General features: G+C 61.1%; 3 protein-coding genes and 1 pseudogene. 1 reads left to right on the top strand and 3 read right to left on the bottom strand.

All coding sequences use genetic code 11. The features are described from left to right. Positions 1-630, bottom strand: a complete 630-nt coding sequence (locus CWO89_RS42760; protein WP_245476831.1) for a hypothetical protein — start codon at positions 628-630, stop codon at positions 1-3. A 96-nt stretch (positions 631-726) separates the two neighbouring features. Further along, entirely contained in the window at positions 727-1,464 is a 738-nt protein-coding gene (locus CWO89_RS42755; protein WP_130584204.1) for a metallophosphoesterase family protein, read from the bottom strand. 268 nt (positions 1,465-1,732) lie between these two features. Between CWO89_RS42755 and CWO89_RS42750 the strand changes: the two genes are divergently transcribed. Continuing rightward, the gene (locus CWO89_RS42750; RefSeq protein ID WP_130584203.1) at positions 1,733-2,350 is read left to right on the top strand and encodes a transglutaminase-like cysteine peptidase; all 618 of its coding nucleotides are present in this window, start codon (positions 1,733-1,735) and stop codon (positions 2,348-2,350) included. Positions 2,351-2,420: 70 nt separating this feature from the next. Here CWO89_RS42750 and CWO89_RS46575 read toward each other — a convergent pair. After that, a pseudogene (locus tag CWO89_RS46575) lies at positions 2,421-2,765 on the bottom strand (hypothetical protein); the annotation flags it as partial.

The following is a 2,765-nucleotide window of genomic DNA, read 5'->3' as shown; positions in this document are numbered from 1 at the left end:
CTAGTAGCGTCGCAGCAGGGCGCCGAACTTCGGATCCAGGGCCTGCGCAGATTCCATCAGCAGGGTTTTGCCGGCCGCAGTCGCCTGCACATAGGCTGCGATGAGCGGGGCTTCGAAACGGGAGCGGTTCGAAAGCACGGTACGGATATCCGACAAGGCGAGCAGCCGCATCTCTTCATCTGATGCGGCCGAACTCGATGTCACGGCCTGAAGTCTCATGAACGCAACGTCGGATGACACCGGTCCCGTGAGATAGGACGCCTTCAGCGCGGGAAGGGCGGTGCCATCGGTCCGCGCTTTCAACGTTGCAAGCGTCAACCAAAGCACCGGCCTGATCGGCGAAACGCTCAGCGCGGCCACGACGGCGCCTTGAGCGGCCTGATTGTCCTCCGCCCGGGTGGCAGGATCGAGGGCGGGTTGATTCAAAGCCTGCGCTGCCTTCGCGATGGCATGATCAGCGAGAAAATCCCCATCGAATGGAAACAGCGCGGCGAGTATGGTGGAGGTAAAGCCTGTCGTCGCGGCCTCGCCGTGAAGTCTGCCCGTCAACAGGTCGTCTGCACGAAGCTTGGACCGACTCAGGTTCGCGCAAAAGCTGAAGGCGGCATAGGCGATCAGTACCACCGCCATGCACGTTCCCGTGGCGCGGAGCCAGGTCATTTGATTCATCGGCTGAATTTGTGGATGAGCACCGTTCGTCGGTGCCGGATAAACCCAATTGAAACTTCAAATCGCGAGCAGACTATCACCCTGTATCGTCAGCAGCGTCAAGTTGCCGGTCGCATATGCGCCCGTATCGATGTTGATGCGGTTCGGCCGAACGTCGGGCGCGCTGACGGGCGTGTGTCCGTGAACGATGTATTTGCCGAATCGCTCCTCGGAATTGAGGAACTCCTCCCTGATCCAGAGCAGATCCTGCTCCTGCTGCTTGTCGAGCGAAACGCCGGGACGAACGCCGGCGTGGACGAAGAAGAAGTCCCCACAGGTGAACGAATTCGGCAACTGCTCGATGAACGCAAGGTGCTCGGGCGGCAACGCACGCTTCAATCCCTCGATGAGCTCGACCTGCTGTTCCGTCGTCGGGTTCATGGTCGGGGTCATGCCATAGGACATCAGTGTCAACAGGCCGCCGTAATGGCGCCACTCCTGCAGCTTGGCCGGATCTTTCAGGACGTCGAGCAGGAAGACCTCGTGGTTCCCCTTGAGGCAGACCGTTTCGTGACTTTGGCAGCGCCGGATCAGGATATCGAGCACGGCCCGCGATTGCGGCCCGCGATCGATGTAATCGCCAAGGAAGACCTGGATGGCGCGCTCCGGCGCCGAACGGTCGAGATCAACGTCAATTACGGTTAAGAGCGATTGAAGAAGATCGGCCCGTCCGTGGACATCTCCGATCGCATAGACGCGGACGCCATCGGGAAGCCGGGGCTTGATGTTCTTGCGAAAGCGTCGGGTCAGACCCATCCTTAAGCCAACTCGCCTGCCTCTGGAGCCGAAGCTCCAGATTCTTGTTTTGACGCGTTTTCTTCATCGCGAACCGACGTCCGTTTCGCTCGAAAACACCAGAGCCGATCAATCCTGCCACGGCTCTTAGCAGAGCCCATTTCGGACCGATATCGTTAATTGTTTCAGAAAGAGTTGCTTCGGTTTTGACTAAAGGGCCGCGCAGCGAATGAGCTGTATCTCAAGAGGTCTTTTGTAGCTTCCCCGCAACAAGAACGGGGGGCGCAAAATGCGCGGAGTTGCAAAGATATTGGCGGTTGCCGCCGCCATCTTCACGATCGGGCTGCAGCACGGGGCGAAGGCCGGCTTTGTCGGCACGCCAATGGCGCTGCGGGGGGCTATCCAATACATCAAGTTCGATGCGCCGACATTGCCGCCGATGGCGTTCACGATGTTTTGCCTCAAATATGCGGGGGAGTGCAAACCGCGCCGCATGGTGTTCCGAGGCGGACGGCTGAAGCTCACCGCCGAGCGTTGGGCCGACCTCAAGGAGGTCAACCAATCGGTGAACACCGGGATTCGGCCACAGGCCAATCTCGAGGGGCTCGCCGGCGAGAAGTGGCTGCTGCATCCCGCAAGCGGGGACTGCAACGACTATGCGGTGACCAAGCGCCACGAGCTGATCGCAAGGGGGTGGCCGGCCCGTGCCGTCCTGCTCAGCGAGGTGGTGACGAGCTGGGGTGAGCATCACCTGGTCGTCGTCGTGCGCACGTTCAGCGGCGACCTGGTCCTCGACAACCTGACCCAGAACATCACGCCCTGGTCGCGCAAGCCTTATCGCTGGGTGCGGATCCAGATGCCCAAGAATCCGAACTACTGGGCATCCCTGGGCGATCGCAACGCGTGATCTCCGCGCAAACGCTTTGCGTTTGTCGCGAGGGAAGACCGGTTTCCACTTTTCCGGATCATGCTTTAGCTCACCGTGCGGCTTGGCTGACGCTTTGCGAAAGGCCAAGCCCCACGATCGCTGCAAGGCAGATGATAGCTCCCGTGCGTAGCAGGCCGGGACCAGCAAACCCCTGCACGACGCCGAAGCAAAGGCAGGCGGCGGCTGCCGCCGGGAAGAAGGAATCGCGGCCACGCCGCAGAGCGCCTGAGACCAGGCGCGTGAGGAGGGAGAGCACGATCGCGATCGCGAGTGCAAACCCGATCCAGCCCGTTTCCACGAATAGCGCGATGGCCGCGGAGAGGGCGGCGAGCGGTCCCGTTGCATCGCCGGATTGATAGATCCGGCCAATAGACTGGAAGGCGCGGCGCCGGCG

The organism is Bradyrhizobium sp. Leo170 (assembly GCF_004296405.1).
Taxonomy (GTDB): domain Bacteria; phylum Pseudomonadota; class Alphaproteobacteria; order Rhizobiales; family Xanthobacteraceae; genus Bradyrhizobium.
Note: the sequence above shows the minus strand (reverse complement) of the source record. Positions and strands in the feature narration are given on the sequence as shown.